At 71.4% G+C, this 15151-nt stretch carries 11 protein-coding genes and 1 pseudogene; 5 read left to right on the top strand and 7 right to left on the bottom strand.

The window, feature by feature from the left end; genetic code table 11:
* Window positions 1-56 precede the first annotated feature (56 nt).
* Entirely contained in the window at window positions 57-1850 is a 1794-nt protein-coding gene (locus ACIQJT_RS38485) for an FAD/NAD(P)-binding protein (RefSeq protein WP_402650243.1), read from the bottom strand.
* 863 nt (window positions 1851-2713) lie between these two features.
* Here ACIQJT_RS38485 and ACIQJT_RS38480 point away from each other — a divergent pair.
* On the top strand, window positions 2714-3154 hold the full coding sequence (locus ACIQJT_RS38480; RefSeq protein ID WP_037715589.1) for a cell division protein SepF: 441 nt from the start codon (window positions 2714-2716) through the stop codon (window positions 3152-3154).
* A 36-nt stretch (window positions 3155-3190) separates the two neighbouring features.
* Here ACIQJT_RS38480 and ACIQJT_RS38475 read toward each other — a convergent pair whose 3' ends face one another.
* Window positions 3191-4381 (bottom strand): acyl-CoA dehydrogenase family protein, encoded by a 1191-nt coding sequence (locus ACIQJT_RS38475; protein ID WP_402650242.1) that lies wholly within the window; start codon window positions 4379-4381, stop codon window positions 3191-3193.
* Between the two features lie 97 nt (window positions 4382-4478).
* Window positions 4479-6080 (bottom strand): MFS transporter, encoded by a 1602-nt coding sequence (locus ACIQJT_RS38470; protein WP_402650241.1) that lies wholly within the window; start codon window positions 6078-6080, stop codon window positions 4479-4481.
* A 262-nt stretch (window positions 6081-6342) separates the two neighbouring features.
* Here ACIQJT_RS38470 and ACIQJT_RS38465 point away from each other — a divergent pair, with 262 nt between their 5' ends.
* Together ACIQJT_RS38465 and ACIQJT_RS38460 are read left to right on the top strand one after the other, a co-directional pair.
* The gene (locus tag ACIQJT_RS38465) at window positions 6343-7506 is read left to right on the top strand and encodes a mannosyltransferase family protein (protein ID WP_402650240.1); all 1164 of its coding nucleotides are present in this window, start codon (window positions 6343-6345) and stop codon (window positions 7504-7506) included.
* 237 nt (window positions 7507-7743) lie between these two features.
* Window positions 7744-8775 (top strand): phosphatase PAP2 family protein, encoded by a 1032-nt coding sequence (locus ACIQJT_RS38460; protein WP_365457364.1) that lies wholly within the window; start codon window positions 7744-7746, stop codon window positions 8773-8775.
* Between the two features lie 96 nt (window positions 8776-8871).
* Here the strand turns inward: ACIQJT_RS38460 and ACIQJT_RS38455 are convergent, their stop codons facing one another.
* Window positions 8872-9087 (bottom strand): I78 family peptidase inhibitor, encoded by a 216-nt coding sequence (locus ACIQJT_RS38455; protein WP_402650239.1) that lies wholly within the window; start codon window positions 9085-9087, stop codon window positions 8872-8874.
* On the opposite strand from ACIQJT_RS38455, the pseudogene ctaD reads away from it, so the two are divergent.
* Window positions 9081-10982, top strand: a pseudogene (gene ctaD / locus ACIQJT_RS38450) (cytochrome c oxidase subunit I); the annotation flags it as partial. The gene ACIQJT_RS38455 and the pseudogene ctaD sit on opposite strands and share 7 nt — an antisense overlap.
* 40 nt (window positions 10983-11022) lie before the next feature.
* On the opposite strand, the gene ACIQJT_RS38445 reads toward ctaD, so the two are convergent.
* The gene (locus ACIQJT_RS38445; protein WP_402650238.1) at window positions 11023-12075 is read right to left on the bottom strand and encodes a helix-turn-helix transcriptional regulator; all 1053 of its coding nucleotides are present in this window, start codon (window positions 12073-12075) and stop codon (window positions 11023-11025) included.
* Window positions 12076-12137: 62 nt separating this feature from the next.
* Here ACIQJT_RS38445 and ACIQJT_RS38440 point away from each other — a divergent pair, with 62 nt between their 5' ends.
* A complete protein-coding gene (locus tag ACIQJT_RS38440; protein WP_402650237.1) occupies window positions 12138-13310 on the top strand; it encodes an epoxide hydrolase family protein in 1173 nt (390 codons plus the stop codon).
* Between the two features lie 11 nt (window positions 13311-13321).
* Here the strand turns inward: ACIQJT_RS38440 and ACIQJT_RS38435 are convergent, their stop codons facing one another.
* Window positions 13322-14614 (bottom strand): ABC transporter substrate-binding protein, encoded by a 1293-nt coding sequence (locus ACIQJT_RS38435; protein ID WP_402650236.1) that lies wholly within the window; start codon window positions 14612-14614, stop codon window positions 13322-13324.
* Window positions 14583-15143 (bottom strand): hypothetical protein, encoded by a 561-nt coding sequence (locus ACIQJT_RS38430; protein ID WP_402650235.1) that lies wholly within the window; start codon window positions 15141-15143, stop codon window positions 14583-14585. The genes ACIQJT_RS38435 and ACIQJT_RS38430 overlap by 32 nt, the downstream gene beginning before the upstream one ends.
* Window positions 15144-15151 lie beyond the last annotated feature (8 nt).

Genomic DNA, 15151 nt, shown 5'->3' with positions numbered 1-15151 from the left:
AATCCGGCCCGCCGGCCGGAAGCGGCCACCGGCGCGCGGACCGGCAGCCGGATCGCTCAGCGCGCCTCGGAGAGCGCGGTCGAGGACCTCGGCCCACCGGGCGTGGGTTCGGGCCGCCCCGCGAGGAGCCGCAGCACGGCCCGCGCGGTCGCGTCGTTCTGCCGGAAGGCGGGGCCGCCGGTGCGGGGCCGGGTGAAGGCGCCCGGGGTACGGCCGTCGGTGTGCGGCCCGAGCGCGAAGCGCCGCGGGTGCGGCCGGCCGGACCGGTCCAGGAGCCGCCCGTCGGCACGGTCCACGCGCAGCAGCCCGTCCAGGGTCTCGCCCACGCCCTCGGCGTGCAGCCCGCGCAGCAGCGGATCCAGGGCCCGCCGGACCGTCGGGTCGGGCAGCCGTGCCTCGACCAGCGCCCGCGCCTCGACCGAGCGGCCCGGCACGGTCGGGCTCGACGCCCGGAACACCCCGTCCTCGGCGCGGACCGCCATGTCCGCCCCGACGAACCTGACCACGCCTGCCCTGGACAGCGCGAGCAACTGCCGCAGCCGGGGCCCGGGCGGCCCGGAGGCGAGGTAGCTGAAGAAGCCGTGCCACCAGCCGCCGATGTCACCGAGCCGGACCACCTGCCCGTAGACGGAGAGCAGTCCGAGGAACACGGCCAGGTCCGGGCTGTACTGCGGGTCATGGCGACGCCTCAGGTCACTCTCGACATACGCCCGCAGCCCGTCCTGGAACTCCTCGTGCGTCGCGTACCGCACGCCCTCCAGCGGCCGGTCGAGCGCGGCGAGGTCGAGCCGGTCGCGGGGATCGGGCACGGCGGAGGCCACCAGCGCCTCGCGTTCGACGGCGTCCTCGGCGGCCGCGTACTTCTCGTCGAAGTCGCCCCAGGGCATCGCGGTCCGCTCCGGATGGACGGTGAACAGCCGGTGGTAGTGCGCGAATCCGAGCTCCTTCTCCACCAGCGGCCACACGTCCCGCCGGAAGTCGAAGCCGTCCGGGCGGGCGAGCAGCCCGTCGATCTGGGCAGGTCCCAGGAAGCGGGGCAGCGGCGGCCGCTCGCCGGTCCAGTCGTAGCCGATCTTCGAGTGGTACGGCACTCCCCGCCGCGATCCGACGTGGAGCACCGGCTCCCGCCCCGACGGCACGTACGTGTCCCCGTCGTACCGTCCGCCCCGGCCCTCGGTGAGCAGCGCCATCAGGTCGACGAAGGCGAGTCCGAACCCGCGCACCAGGACCGGTTCGCCGGGCGCGAGGGCGGACAGGTCGCTGTCGGCGGTGAAGTCGGGCGGCAGGTGGACGAGGCCGTGGGTGCGGGCGTACTGCGCCAACTCCTTCTGTTCGTCGTCGGGTTCGGCGTCGAGGTGGCCCAGGGTGAGGACGACCAGGTCGGCGAGGAGCGGGCGTGGGCGGCCCTCCAGCCAGACCCGCTGGCGTCCGTCGCGCGGTCCGCTCACCCGCACGGCGCGCCGCGGATGGTGGTGGACGCGGACCGACGGCGGCAGCGCGGCCACCGCCTGCTCGTGCACCCAGCGCAGGTACGCGCCCTGGAGCTGCCGGTCCGCGAAGGTGCGGCCGTCGATGCCGGCCCACTCGTGCAGGGTGGGGCCGGGGCGCACGGGTCCGGCCATGTCCACCGTCTCGTCGGTGAACATGGTGACGTCCTCGGCGTGCGAGTTCATCCACAGCAGCGGTGACTGCGCCGCGCGCCAGATGCGTCCGGCGCCGGGCGGGTGCGGGTCCACCAGGTGCAGGTCGAGCCCCGCTCCGTCGTACAGTTCGGGCGCGTTGGCGGCAATCCGCTCGATGAGGCCGGTGCCCCGCGGCCCGGCTCCGACGATCACCAGCGAGCGCCTCATCGGGTGCGCTCCGAGCCGGGGATCAGCCGGTGCGGACGCTCGTGCGGGGCGAGCCCCTCGGGGGCGGGGATGACAGGTTTGCGGGAGGGCATGCGTGGGCTCCGTGGCATCGAGTCGGTCGAACTCGGATCGGTGCCTTCACACGCGTACGTCTGACACGGCCGAGCCCCTCAGCAGGGCCGTATCCGCCGAGACTACGGGGCTGTTTCCCCGGACTGTCAAGGTTGTCCACACTGTGGGCGGTACGTCTCAAGTCAGTTGACGCCGCACCGAATGCCTGTTCCACTTGCCCCATGCATCCGCAGCAGTGGCTGGTCAAGCGCTCCCACATCGACCTCGGTCGCGTGTGGTCCTCTTCCTGTTGAGCTGACCCACTGCGCGCCCCGCGTCCGCGGGGCGCCTTTCGCGTTCTCCTTCTCCGCCTTCACGCACACCCCCGCCTTCACACGCGCCCACCCCTCACCCGGCGTTTCTCATTTCCCAGAAGTCCGCTTCACCGCGCGCATGTGCGCCTGAGCGACCGTCAGAACCGGTACCCGGCAGCGGACGGCGACGGCCCGGCGAATCCGGGAACAGCGATTCCCCGTGCTCGGCACGGCGTTGAGCAGCGGATTCACCCCGGGCGTGGCGTTCACCCGTACGCCCCGCGCCTCACCCGTACGCCGTGAAGAATCATATTTCACTCACAGTCAGCAGCCGTATGGGACGCGACCCTTGGGGTACCTGGGCTCTCGACGTATTCGCTGTGCACCAGTACCGTCACAAACCCCCCGCGCGGCGGCTATCCACTTGGCGCGCGATCCGCATCATGGATGACCATAGGGATACAGAAGCAAGAGAAACCGCTGTGAGAGGAGGCGTCCATGGGATCGGTGCGCAAGGCGAGTGCCTGGCTGGGCCTCGTTGACGACAACGATGACGAGCGTTACTACGACGACGACGGATACTCCGAAGGGACCGAGCCCGGGGATGCCTGGGTCACCGACCCACGGGTCAAGGTGGCCTCGGACGTCGCCGAGGAGAAGGGCCGTCGCATCGGCACGGTGACCCCGGACAGCTTCCGGGACGCCCGCGCCATCGGCGAACTGTTCCGCGACGGCGTCCCCGTCATCATGAACCTCACCGCGATGGAGGCCGGTGACGCCAAGCGCGTCGTCGATTTCGCGGCCGGGCTGATCTTCGGACTGCGCGGTTCCATCGAGCGCGTGTCCACCCGGGTGTTCCTGCTGACCCCCGCCAACACGGAGATCGTGAACGGCGACCCCGCCGCGCACCGCACGGACGGCTTCTTCAACCAGAGCTGAGGCAGGGCCGCTCACCGGCCCTGCCCCCAGCAGGGTTCACCGGAAGGCATCCAGTCCGGTGAGCGCCTTGCCCAGCACGAGCTGGTGCATCTCGACGGTGCCCTCGTACGTGAGCACCGACTCGAGGTTCGTCGCGTGCCGCATCACGGGGTATTCGAGGGAGATCCCGTTGGCACCGAGGATCGTCCGCGCCGTACGGCAGATCTCGATGGCCTCGCGGACGTTGTTGAGCTTGCCGAAGCTGACCTGCTCGGGACGCAGGCGGCCGGCGTCCATGCGCCGCCCCAGATGGTGGGCGAGCAGAATCCCCTTGTGCAGTTCGACCGCCATGTCGGCGAGTTTGGCCTGGGTGAGCTGGAAGCCCCCGATCGGCCGCCCGAACTGCTCCCGCGTCTTCGCGTAGTCCACTGCGGTCTCGAAACACGACCGCGCCGCTCCCATGGCACCCCACACGATCCCGTACCGGGCGTGCGAGAGACAGCTCAGCGGCCCCTTGAGCCCGACGACCTCGGGCAGCACCGCGTCGGCGGGCAGCCGTACGTCGTCCATGACCAGTTCACTGGTGACGCTGGCCCGCAGCGACCACTTGTGCTTGATCTCCGGCGCCGAGAAACCCGGCGTTCCGGTCGGCACCGCGAAACCGCGGATCCCGTCGTCGGTCTGCGCCCACACCACGGCGACCCCGGCGACCGACCCGTTGGTGATCCACATCTTGCGCCCGTTCAGGACCCAGTCCGTGCCGTCCTTCTTGGCGTAGGTCCGCATGGAGGCGGGGTCGGAGCCGTGGTCGGGTTCGGTGAGGCCGAAGCAGCCGATCACCTCACCGGCGGCCATGCGTGGCAGCCAGTTCTGCTTCTGCTCCTCGCTGCCGAACCGGTGGATCGCGTACATGGCGAGCGAGCCCTGCACGGAGACGAGCGAGCGGATGCCGGAGTCGGCGGCCTCCAGCTCCAGACAGGCGAGTCCGTACTGCACGGCGGAGGCGCCGGCGCAGCCGTACCCGCTGAGCGACATCCCGAGGGCGCCGATCTCCCCGAGTTCACGGGCGAGTTCCCTGATCTCCGGCAGCTCGCCCTTCTCGAACCAGTCGGCGACACGGGGCAGGACGCGGTCGGCGGCCCAGGTCCGCACGGTCTCCCGGATCGCCAGGTCCTCCGGCTCCAGCAGGTCGTCGAGGCCGAGGGGGTCGGCGGGGTCGAGGGGGTCGGCGGGGTCGAACGGGGGCATGGCACATCCTCCGGCAGACGAACGGCTCGAAACTAGCAGCGCTAATTAAGGTGCGCGGCCGACGTTACAGCGCGGTCCCCCGCACAGCCAGACACCGTCAGGCCGAGACGCGTGACTCCGCGACTTCCCTGGGCGCCGGCAGCTCCACGGCCGCCGGGGCCTCTCCACACTGCATCGTGCGCGGCAGCCGCAGCGCCATCACCGCGCCCAGCAGCAACAACCCGGCACTCACCAGCAAGGTCACGTGCAGGCCGTGCACGAAGGAGTCCTGGGCGGCCCGGCGCAGGGCCACACCCGCGGACCCGCCGAGGCGTCCGGCGACCTCGTAGGCCTCGCCCAGGGAGTGACCGGCCGACCTGGACGCCGACTCCGGCACCCCGGGCACGCCCGAGAGACCGGGCGTGTACGCCGCGTTCATCACGCTGCCGAGCAGCGCGATCCCGATGCCGGCGCCGAGCTGGTACGAGGTCTCGCCGATCGCCGCGGCCCCGCCCGCCTGCTCCGGCGGCGCCTCGCTGAGCATCGACTCGTACGCCCCGAACAACGTCGTCTCCAGCCCGAACCCGAGCAGCACGAACCCGGCCACCAGCAGGCCCGTGTTGTCCGCGTCGCCCATCGCGGTGAGCAGCAGCACGGCCAGGGCCGTGAGACAGAACCCGGCGCTGACCATCCGGCGTGGCCCGAACCTGCGCAGCAGCCGCGCCCCGGCCAGCCCCGCCGCCATCGCGGCGATCGTCAGCGGCAGCAGCCGCAGACCGGTCTCCAGCGGGGACAGGTCGAGCACCAGTTGCAGGTACTGGGCCGCGATCAGTTCGAGCCCCACCAGCGCGAGCATCGCCAGCACGATGCAGCCGACCGAGGTGCTGAACGCGGGGCGCGCGAACATCCGCAGGTCCACCAGGGGATGCGTGAGCCGCCGCTGCCGCCGTACGAAGAGGACGAGCAGGGCCGCGCCCACGAGCAGCGGGACAGCGGTGAACGCGTCGAGGTCCCCGGCGCCCAGCCGCTTGACGCCGAGCACGAGGGCGAACAGCCCGGCGGCCGCCGTCAGCGCGCCGACCACGTCCCAGGGACCCTCCCGGCTGCCCTTCGACTCGGGCAGCAGCAGCCGGGCCACCGGCAGGCTGACCAGCATCAACGGAATGTTGACGAGGAAGACCGAGCCCCACCAGAAGTGCTCCAGCAGGAAGCCGCCGAGCAGCGGTCCGACGGCCGCGCCGACCGCGGCGACCGCGCTCCAGATGCCGATCGCGAGCGCCCGCTCACGCCGGTCGGGGAAGACCTGGCGCAGGATGGACAGCGTCGCGGGCATGATCATCGCGCCGCCGACGCCGAGCAGCGCCCGCGCGAGGATCAGTACCTGGGCGGTGTCCGCGACGGCGGCGACACCGGAGGCGACACCGAAGAGGGCGTAGCCGAGGAGGAGGACTCTCCGGCGGCCCACGCGGTCGCCGAGCGTGCCGAAGAGGATCAGCAGCGAGGCGCAGACGAGCGGATAGACGTCGACGATCCAGAGCAGTTCTATCGCGCCGGGCTTGAGGTCCTCGGTGACGGCGGGCACCGCCACGTGCAGCACGGTCGCGTCGAGGGCGACCAGGAGCAGGCTCACGCAGAGGACCACCAGGACGACCCAGCGGTTTGCACCGGCCCCGGCCGCCCGACGGCGCAGCGCGACGGCGGCCGTGGTCGTCCCGGACATGTACGTACCTCCCAGATGTTCCCTCGCGTTCGGCGGGCGCACGGGGTGGGGACTCCCCATGCTCTCGGCCGGAGAGGAGCGGTGGTCTCCGGCCCGCGCAGCGAACGGCGGGTGACACGTCAGGGTACGCGAGTTCACGTCCAGGCCCAGTGGCGGACCTCTCACACTTCGGACGGAACACGTGTGGCGTGCGCCACTTCTCCCGCCTGTCGCCACCGCCCGGCGGACGGGCGGGTGCGGCGGCCGGTCGATAATCGGACCCGTGACCGATCTTGGAACGCGCACCGAACCGGCCCTGCGCCGAGCCGCCCCGGCCCTGCTCGGCTACGCGGCCGTCCGCGCCCTGGGCCTGCTCGCGCTGGCCCTGTGGAGCGCCGCGCGCGACAAGAACGCGTACACCCTGCTGACCGCCCGCTGGGACGCCCTCTGGTACACGAGGGTCGCCGAGCTCGGTTACGGCTACGAGGTGCGGCTGCCCAACGGGGACGTGCACTCCAACCTGGCCTTCTTCCCCCTCCTTCCGTGGCTGGAGCGGCTGCTGTCCGCGACGACCCCGCTGTCGTACGCCGACGCGGGCTTCACGGTCTCGCTGCTCGCGTCCCTGGCCGCGGCCTGGGGGATCTTCGCGGTCGCGGACCATGTGTACGGCCGTCGGGCGGGCGTCTGCGCTGCCCTGCTGTACGCGGTCGTGCCCGTCGGGATCGTCCAGTCGATGGCGTACAGCGAGTCGCTGTTCACGGCCCTGGCGGCCTGGTCGCTGTACGCGGTGCTGACCGGCCGCTGGGTGACGGCGGGCCTGACGGCCTGTCTGGCGGGCCTGACCCGCCCGGTGGGTCTCGCGGTGGTCGCGGCGGTGTGGGCTGCGGGCATCGCCGCGTTCCTGCGGGACCGGCGGGCCCCCGGCGCGGGCGCCGACCGGACGGCCGTCCCGGCCCGGCGCGCCCTGGGCATGGCCCTCGCTCCGCTCGGCACCGCCGCCTACGTCCTGTGGGTGGGGCACCGCACCGGCCAGGGCCCGCTCGGCTATCTCGACGTGCAGGCGGGCTGGCGCAACGGATTCGACGGCGGGTACGCCTTCGCCCGCTTCGTCGCCGACAAGTTCACGTCGTTCCCCTCGGCTCTGGCGGGGGCCGGCCTGATCGTCGGTGTCGGGCTCGTGGTGTGGCTGTACGTCGTCTGCGCACGGCAGGGCCAGCCGCTGCCCCTCCTGGTGTACACCGGGGCCGTCACCGCGCTCGCCCTGTGCGCGTCGAGCTACTTCGGCTCGAAACCGCGCCTGCTGATGCCCGCCTTCCCCCTGCTGTTCCCCCTCGCCCTGGCCCTCGCCCGGGCCCGGACCCGCAGGTCAGCCGCGATCGTGGCCCTGGTCGCCCTGGTGTCCGCGCTGTACGGCGCCTTCTGGCTGAACGGCTCCGGTCCGCCATGATCCACTCCGGGCGTCGATGAGCGCCCGGAGAATTCCGCCCCATGATTCGGTGAACGAATTCATAAGGGCCATAAAACCGCCACCCGGAATGATCAAAAGAATTGAAGGGCGCAGCCGCCCGCCTTTGCGGAATCCCTGGAAATAGGGCCCCGCCTGAGAGGAATCCCACATCACATCGTCATCACAAAGCCGCTGATTCGCCAGGGAACAGAGCTCACTCGCTGTAACGTCGATTGGGTGCGTACCGAACGAAACCCCACCCGTCTGGACCGGGTGTTCGCCAGGCTGGACCGTGAGCCGGAACGGCCGGCCCACCTCAGCGTGCCTCGGGCGAGCCGCCACCGGACCGTCCTCGTGGTCGCCGCCCTGGCGTTCTACCTGGCGATCGTGTGGCTGGTGGTGACCACCTCGTGGCTGGTCCGCCTCGACTGGCAGGTCATGTTCTTCCGGCCGTACCAGCAGTGGGCCTCCATCCACTGGTTCGTCGACTACTACGTGGTACTGGGCCAGCGCGGCCCGACCGCGGTGATGGTCGCGGCCTGGCTGGGCTGGCGCTCCTGGCGGCAGCACACCCTGCGCCCGCTGCTGACCCTGGGCACCTCGCTGCTGCTGCTGAACATCACGGTCGGCGCCGCCAAGTACGGCATGGGACGGCTCGGACCGCACTACGCGACCGTCATCGGCTCCAACGAGATGGGCCTGGGCGGCGATATATTTCCCAGCGGCCACACCGCCAACGCCGTGGTGACCTGGGGAATTCTGGCGTATCTGGCCTCCACCCCGAGAGCCCGCCGCTGGCTTTCCGCGATCTCCGCGGTGACCTCGCTGGGCGTCGGCATGGCCACCGTCTACCTCGGTACGCACTGGCTGAGCGACGTCCTGCTGGGCTGGGTCGCCGGTCTGCTGATCCTGCTCGCGCTGCCCTGGTTCGAGCCGCTGATCGCCCGCACCGAGGACTACGCCTTCGACCTGCGCGACCGCTGGCGGTCCCGCGGCGGCGCGAAGGCCCCGGCCCCGGTCACCCCCGTCACCGCGCCCGCGCCCGCCCGCCTCAAGCCGCTCACGGCCCCGCAGAACGAGACGGCGGCCCGCGAGGCCACCGCCCCGGCGCGCGGCCCCAGGTCACCCGCCTATCTGTCGCCGGGCCCGCACACCGCCCGCTCGGAGCGCACCCCGGTCACCCCGGCCGGCAGCCGCCGCCCGCCGCACCCGGACCGGACCGTGCGCGGTACGGCGTCGCCGGCCACCCGGCCGGTGACCGGCGGCTGACCCGCCTCACGACCGTCGGGGCCGGTACGCACCGCCGCCCCGGGCACGACAGGGCCCCGGCTCCCCCACAGGGAACCGGGGCCCGTGTCATGCCGTTCAGCCCTTCCAGGCCCGTGCCACGCGGCCGTCCTTCACCTCGAAGTTCAGCCGGCCCGCGCGGTACTCCATCGTGATGATCGCCCCCGGCGGCAGCGACCGGACCGTGGACCAGCCCCGCTCACGCGCGATCCGCTCGGCGGAGTCGGAGTCGAGGCCGAGGTAGGTGTCCGGGCTGTCCTGGGGTTCGGCGGGCGGTGTCGGAATGGATGCCATACGGCCACGCTAGGCCCTGCCCGGCGGCCGCGGAAGTCCGGATCCCGCCCGCCCCCTGTCACGCTTCTGTCACAGGATGCCGTCACCCGTTTCCCTCGCGCTGCGTCACACGGACGGGCGTTTCCCCCGCCCTTCCGCGCGTATTCGAACGCAATTCCCGCGCGGCGTACGACTTCCACGAATGCGTCCCGGGAAGGCTTGCCCGAGGACTGGCCCGCACCTGTTTTCCCACCGATTCCGGACAGGGTCATGACGGTCCGCCGCGCATAGGAATTACACGGTTCCGACACAGAACCCCCTTACGCCCTCTGTCGCCGCGCACGACGGCCGAGCATCATGGCGTGAGCCGAGCGAAGGGGCGAGCGATGGGGACGCAGACCGTGCAGGCCACGGCACGACCCGTGCGGACCGAGCGGCACGGGCGGCTGATCGTGGACTGGCTGACCACGACCGACCACAAGAAGATCGGTCACCTCTACCTGATCACATCATTCGTGTTCTTCCTGGTCGGCGGGGTCATGGCGCTGCTGATGCGCGCGGAACTCGCCCGGCCGGGGCTTCAGATCGTGGACAACCAGCAGTTCAACCAGCTCTTCACGATGCACGGCACGGTCATGCTGCTGCTGTTCGCGACCCCCAGCTTCGCCGGTTTCGCCAACGAGCTGATGCCGCTCCAGATCGGCGCCCCGGACGTGGCGTTCCCCCGGCTGAACATGCTGTCGTACTGGCTCTTCCTGTTCGGCGGCCTGATCGTGACGGGGTCGCTGCTCGTGCCGTCCGGTCCGGCCGCCTTCGGCTGGTTCGCCTACGCGCCGCTGAACGACTCCGCGCACTCCCCCGGCGTCGGCCCCGACCTGTGGATCATGGGCCTCGCGCTGGCCGGCTTCGGCACGATCCTCGGCGCGGTCAACTTCATCACCACGATCATCGGGATGCGCGCGCCCGGCATGACCATGTTCCGGATGCCGATCTTCACCTGGAACACGCTGTTCACGTCGATCCTGATCCTGCTGGCGTTCCCGGTCCTCGCGGCCGCGCTGCTGGTCCTGGAGGCCGACCGGCGCTTCGGCTCGCAGGTGTTCGAGGCCGACAACGGCGGGGCGCTGCTGTGGCAGCACCTGTTCTGGTTCTTCGGGCATCCCGAGGTGTACATCATCGCGCTGCCGTTCTTCGGGATCATCACGGAGATCATCCCGGTCTTCAGCCGCAAGCCGATCTTCGGCTACCTGACGCTGGTCGCGGCGACGATGTCGATCACCGGACTGTCGGTCGTGGTGTGGGCGCACCACATGTTCGTCACCGGCGCGGTGCTGCTGCCGTTCTTCTCCTTCATGAGCTTCCTGATCGCCGTCCCGACGGGCGTGAAGTTCTTCAACTGGACCGGGACGATGATCAAGGGCTCGCTGTCCTTCGAGACGCCGATGCTGTGGGCCACCGGCTTCCTGGTGACGTTCCTCTTCGGCGGTCTGACCGGGGTGCTGCTGGCCTCGCCGCCGCTGGACTTCCACGTCTCGGACACCTACTTCGTGGTGGCGCACTTCCACTACGTCGTGTTCGGCACGGTCGTCTTCGCGATCTTCGGCGGGCTGTACTTCTGGTGGCCGAAGTTCACCGGGAAGATGCTCGACGAGCGGCTCGGCAAGATCCAGTTCTGGACGCTGTTCGTCGGCTTCCACACCACGTTCCTGGTCCAGCACTGGCTGGGCGCCGAGGGCATGCCCCGCCGCTACGCCGACTACCTCGCGGCCGACGGCTTCACGGCCCTGAACACCATCTCGACGATCGGCGCGTTCCTGCTCGGTGCCTCGACGCTGCCGTTCCTCTACAACGTCTGGAAGACCGCCAGGTACGGCGTGCCGGTGGAGACCGACGACCCCTGGGGCTTCGGCCGCTCCCTGGAGTGGGCCACCTCCTGCCCGCCGCCCCGGCACAACTTCACGACGCTGCCGAAGATCCGCTCCGAGTCCCCGGCGTTCGACCTGCACCATCCGGAGTACGCGGCGCTGGCTCCGCAGCCCGAGCCGAAGAGCGAGCAAGCGAGCGAGCGAGGCGGTCGTGAGCCGTCCTGATCGCCTCGGTCAGCTCGGCCGGCTCCAGCACCTCGAAGTCGAAGCCCGTCATCATCACGTGGATCACCATCACGTCGAGGCTCGACGCCCCGGTGCGCAGGATGCAGCTGTCGGGCCCCTCCGCCTCCAGCACCCCGGCGCTCGGTGAGATCCGCTCGGCGGCCCGCTCCTTGGACACCAGCAGCCGCACGACCGCGTGCGCGGCGTACGCGCGCGTGGAGACACCCCGCGAGACATAGGCGGCGAGGTCCTCGGCGGGCGGGGTGCGCGGCACGAACCGCGGGCCGTGCGGCGGCTTCGGGGTGATCCGGTCGACGCGGAAGGTCCGCCAGTCGTCCCGGTCCAGGTCCCAGGCGACCAGGTACCAGCGCCGCTCGCTGCACACCAGGCGGTGCGGTTCGACGCTGCGGCGGCTCGGGGTGCCGCCGTGGTCGGCGTACTCGAAGCGCAGGCGCTCGGCGTCCCGGCACAGGTTGGCGAGCTCGGTGAGGACGCCGGGGTCGACGGCATCCGGTTCCGGGCCGCGGAGCATCGGCACCGTGAAGGCGTTCAGGGCGCCCACCCGGCGGCGCAGCCGGCCCGGCAGGACCTGCTCCAGCTTGGCGAGGGCCCGCACCGAGGTCTCGCCGATGCCCTCGATGCCCTGGCCCGCGGCCGTGCGCAGGCCGACGGCGACCGCGACGGCCTCGTCGTCGTCGAGCAGCAGCGGGGGCAGTTCCGCGCCCGCGCCGAGCTGGTAGCCGCCGCCGGTGCCGGGGCTGGCGTTGACGGGATAGCCGAGCTCGCGCAGCCGGTCCACGTCCCTGCGGACGGTGCGCGGGGTGACGCCGAGGCGGTCGGCGAGGTCGGCGCCGGACCATTCGCGGTGGGCCTGCAGGAGCGAGAGCAGGCGCAGGAGTCGTGCCGAGGTCTCCAACATGGTGCCGAGTCTGCCAGCCATTGCGGACAGCAACTGTCCGCAAGCCCTCCTACCTTGGACTCATGGCAGACCACAGCGCGACCGCAGAGAACCGTGAGAGCCGTGAGACCGGTCGGATCCGTCCCTTCCGGATCGACATCCCGCAGGCGCAGCTCGACGACCTGCACACCCGCCTGGACCTCACCCGCTGGCCGGACGAACTCCCGGACGCGGGCTGGGAGTACGGCGCCTCCCTGCCCTACCTCCGCGATCTCGCCGCCTACTGGCGGGGCGCGTACGACTGGCGCGAGCACGAGGCGGCCCTGAACGAACTCCCGCAGTTCGTCACCGAGATCGACGGCGCCCAGGTGCACTTCCTGCACATCCGCTCGTCCCGCCCGGACGCCCTGCCGCTGATCCTGACGCACGGCTGGCCGGGGTCGGTCGTGGAGTTTTTCGGCGTGATCGGCCCGCTGCGCGAGGACTTCCACCTGGTGATCCCGTCCATCCCGGGCTTCGGCTTCTCCGGCCCCACCCGCGAGAAGGGCTGGAACGTCAACCGGGTCGCCCGCGCCTGGGCGGAGTTGATGCGCAGGCTCGGCTACGAGCGCTACGGCGCCCAGGGCGGCGACATGGGCGCGCTGATCTCCCCCGCGCTCGCCCGGATCGCGCCGGAGTCGGTCGTCGGCGTCCATGTGAACGCCGCCTCCGTCGGCTTCATCCCGCTCGGCCCGGTCGACGAGGAGGCCCGCGCGGGACTGACCGAACGCGAGCTGAGGAGCCTCGCGAGCATCGCCGACTTCACCACGGACGGCTTCGGCTACAACGCCCTCCAGTCGACCCGCCCGCAGACCCTGTCGTACGGCCTCACCGACTCGCCGGTCGGCCAACTGGCCTGGATCATGGAGAAGTTCCAGGCGTGGACGCACTCCTCGGCCGTGCTGCCGGAGGACGCGGTCGACCGCGACACCCTCCTGACGAACGTGATGCTGTACTGGCTGACCGGCACGGCCGGTTCCGCGGCCAGGATGTACTACGAGAACAGCCATGTACCGGACTGGTTCCCGACGTCGAGCTCCGGGGTGCCGACCGCGGTGGCCAACTTCGCCGAGGACGTGGCGGTCCGCCGCTGGGCCGAGCAGGCCAACACCGTCGTCCGCTGGACGGAGTTCGACCGCGGTGGCCACTTCGCGGCCCTGGAGGTGCCCGAGCTGCTGGCCGGTGACATCAGGGAGTTCTTCGGCTCACCGCGGTGACGGGCGGGAGCTCACTGCCGGTAGGGCAGTTGGGGAACGTCGAAGCAGGTGCGGTTCATGTCGCCCTGGGAGACCCAGCCCCGGCCGTCCTGCCAGCGGGCCACCGAGAGGCAGGTCCTGCGGGACCTCGGCGGCTCGGCCAGGCGCTCGAACCGTACGGGGACGAGCAGGCCGTGCGCGGTGTACTCCTGGCTGCGGTTCATGAAGGCGTCGACGCACGCGCGCGTGACGCCCTGTGGCGCACAGGACTTCGCCGCGTCCGTGAACCACATGGCGGCCGCCCAGCCCTCCAACTGCCACTGGGAGTGCGTCTCCAGGCCCTTCGTGGCGTCCCTGAACTCCCGTACGGCCGCGTTCCCGGTGTCCTCGTGGTTGCGGCTGGATCCGGTGGCCCACAGGGCGTTGCGGCAGCGCGGCGCGTCCTTGTAGTCGTCCTGGACGGTGGACGTCCAGGACTGCACGTTGGTGACCTTGGCGGTGACCTCGACGCCGGCCGCGTCCATCGCCTCGCACAGTCGGGCGTTGCCATGGCTGTCGACGGCGTCGAAGACGAGGTCGGCGCCCTGCTCCTTCAGGTCGGCCGCCACGGCGCGGAAGTTGGGCAGCGCGAAGTCGACCTGCTCGGTGACGACCTTGTAGCCCTCGGCCCGCAGCCCCTGCTCGACGAGCCGGGCGTACGCGGCGGACGCCGCCTGGTTGTAGGAGACGACGGCGGCCGTGCGGGCCCCGTGCTCGCGCTTGAAGTAGCGGTAGACCTCGGTGCCGCCGTACTGCTGCCCGTCCCAGCCGGTCGTGCCGTCGCGCGGCGCGAGGCTGCCGTAGATGCCGTAGAGGTGCGGCCAGGTGTCGTAGGCGGCACCGATGGGCTGGCCACCGATGTCGGGCACGCGCGCGTGGGAGACCCGGGAGGCGCCCGCGTAGTCGAGGACGGTGGTGGCGACCAGGGCGACCACCTTGTCCTCGTCGATCAGCCTGTGCACACAGGTGTTGTTGCCGACCCCGCTGCCGCCGTCGTCGCACGCGCGCACCTCGACGCGGCGGCCGTCGACGCCTCCGCGCGCGTTGAGCCGCTCGAACCAGACCCTGGCGCCGTCGCGCGGGCCGGTGAAGGCGCTGCCGCCGACCGGGCTGGTGGCGCTGGTGACGATGCCGACGCGGATCGGGGTGCGGTCCCGGACGGGGGCCGTCCGCTCGCGATGCTCGAAGTCGCTCTCCGGCAGCCTGCTGCCGCACGCCGTGACGAGCGCGAGCAGCAGGACCGCGAGGGCGGCCTCAGCAGCCCGGAAGCGCCGACGCGGAGGCATTGCCGCTCAACTGGACCAGTGCGCACAGGGTGTTGACCGAGACCTTCCAGGTGCCGCCCTGTTCGACCGCCGTCCCGGAGGCGTCCGGCAGGGCGGTGGCGCCGTTCAGCAGCAGGGTGTACGACACGTCGGCCGCGGTCGCCCCGGTGAACGCGACCTCGGTGACCCGCGCCTGCACCTGTCCGCCGCGCTGGTCGCCGCTGAAGGCCCGGAGCACCGGACCCATCCGGTCGCCGTTCTCCAGGACGGCCTGCTTGTCCTCGGTGGAGGTCTTCGGGTCGAAGAACTTCTCCCAGTTCGCCTTGATCTCCCGCCGGGCGGCGGCCGCGTCGGCGGGGCCGCTCGGCGACGGTGCCGCGGACGGTGCGGTCCGTTCCACGGAAGGCGTCGGGGGCGGGCTCTCGCTGCCGCCGCCGCTGTCGTCGCTGCACGCCGTGAGGGCCACGGCGAGGGCGAAACCCACCGCCACCAGCCCCCGGCTGCCGTTCCCCCACGTGCGGTCGCTCCCGAGAACCATCTGGCTCACCACCGGGTGTC

The organism is Streptomyces sp. NPDC091972 (genome assembly GCF_044756385.1).
Taxonomy (GTDB): Bacteria; Actinomycetota; Actinomycetes; order Streptomycetales; family Streptomycetaceae; genus Streptomyces.
Note: the sequence above shows the minus strand (reverse complement) of the source record. Positions and strands in the feature narration are given on the sequence as shown.

Bases quoted from the DNA above. Each gene is read 5' to 3' on its own strand.
- ACIQJT_RS38445 (WP_402650238.1), bottom strand. From the start codon at position 12,075: ATGTTGGAGACCTCGGCACGACTCCTGCGCCTGCTCTCGCTCCTGCAG.
- ACIQJT_RS38480 (WP_037715589.1), top strand. From the start codon at position 2,714: ATGGGATCGGTGCGCAAGGCGAGTGCCTGGCTGGGCCTCGTTGACGAC.
- ACIQJT_RS38475 (WP_402650242.1), bottom strand. From the start codon at position 4,381: ATGCCCCCGTTCGACCCCGCCGACCCCCTCGACCCCGCCGACCCCCTC.
- ACIQJT_RS38470 (WP_402650241.1), bottom strand. From the start codon at position 6,080: ATGTCCGGGACGACCACGGCCGCCGTCGCGCTGCGCCGTCGGGCGGCC.
- ACIQJT_RS38485 (WP_402650243.1), bottom strand. From the start codon at position 1,850: ATGAGGCGCTCGCTGGTGATCGTCGGAGCCGGGCCGCGGGGCACCGGC.
- ACIQJT_RS38435 (WP_402650236.1), bottom strand. From the start codon at position 14,614: ATGCCTCCGCGTCGGCGCTTCCGGGCTGCTGAGGCCGCCCTCGCGGTC.
- ACIQJT_RS38440 (WP_402650237.1), top strand. From the start codon at position 12,138: ATGGCAGACCACAGCGCGACCGCAGAGAACCGTGAGAGCCGTGAGACC.
- ACIQJT_RS38455 (WP_402650239.1), bottom strand. From the start codon at position 9,087: ATGGCATCCATTCCGACACCGCCCGCCGAACCCCAGGACAGCCCGGAC.